The organism is Tepidanaerobacter sp. EBM-38 (assembly GCA_001896545.1).
Lineage (GTDB): Bacteria > Bacillota > Thermosediminibacteria > Thermosediminibacterales > Tepidanaerobacteraceae > Tepidanaerobacter.
In genome coordinates this window covers 1-1,223 of sequence record MPOT01000050.1, presented here as the reverse complement: position 1 = coordinate 1,223, position 1,223 = coordinate 1, and the positions used below count along the sequence as shown (strand labels likewise).

The 1,223-nt window shown below is 53.6% G+C and carries 1 rRNA gene; it reads left to right on the top strand.

The annotated features are described in order from the left end of the window. Positions 1-1,223 (top strand): 23S ribosomal RNA (locus BUC45_RS05540); the annotation flags it as partial.

Genomic DNA, 1,223 nt, shown 5'->3' with positions numbered 1-1,223 from the left:
GTTGAAAAGTCATGGGATGAGCTGTGGGTAGGGGTGAAAAGCCAATCGAACACGGAGATAGCTGGTTCTCCCCGAAATAGCTTTAGGGCTAGCCTTAACTTTACGCCCTCGGAGGTAGAGCACTGAATGGGCTAGGGGCCGAAAAGGTTACCGAACCCTATCAAACTCCGAATGCCGAGGAGCGATAGTTAGGAGTCAGACTGTGGGGGATAAGCTTCATAGTCGAAAGGGAAACAGCCCAGACCGTCAGCTAAGGTCCCTAAGTAAACCTAAGTGGGAAAGGATGTTGTACCGCGAAGACAACCAGGATGTTGGCTTAGAAGCAGCCATTCATTCAAAGAGTGCGTAATAGCTCACTGGTCGAGTGGTGCTGCGCCGAAAATGTAACGGGGCTAAAGGTTTACACCGAAGCTGCGGATGCAAGCAACAGCTTGCGTGGTAGGGGAGCGTTCCTGCAAGGCAGAAGCACATCCGAAAGGCTGTGTGGACTTACAGGAAGTGAGAATGCCGGTATAAGTAGCGAAAGACAGGTGAGAATCCTGTCCACCGAATGCCTAAGGTTTCCTGAGGAAGGCTCGTCCGCTCAGGGTAAGCCGGGGCCTAAGCCGAGGCAGTGAATGCGTAGGCGATGGACAACTGGTTGATATTCCAGTGCCACCTAAGGCCGCTATGAGCAATGGGGTGACGCAGGAGGGTAGGCTGAGCACGCCGTTGGTAGAGCGTGCCCAAGCGCAAAGGCAAGCCTGATAGGCAAATCCGTCAGGCCATGGCTGAAGCGTGATGGGGAGTGAAATTTAAGTAACGAAGCAGCTGAACCCATACTGCCAAGAAAAGCCTCTAGCAAGGCCAAGGGTGCCCGTACTGCAAACCGACACAGGTAGGCGAGGAGAGAATCCTAAGGTGAGCGGGACAACTCTTGTTAAGGAACTCGGCAAACTAACCCCGTAACTTCGGGAGAAGGGGTGCCTGAGTAGCTTTAGGGTAACCTAAGGCGAAAAGGCCGCAGTGAATGGGCCCAAGCGACTGTTTAGCAAAAACACAGGTCTCTGCTAAGGAGAAATCCGATGTATAGGGGCTGACGCCTGCCCGGTGCTGGAAGGTTAAGGGGAACGCTTAGCCGCAAGGCGAAGGTGTGAACCGAAGCCCCAGTGAACGGCGGCCGTAACTATAACGGTCCTAAGGTAGCGAAATTCCTTGTCGGGTAAGTTCCGACCCGCACGAAT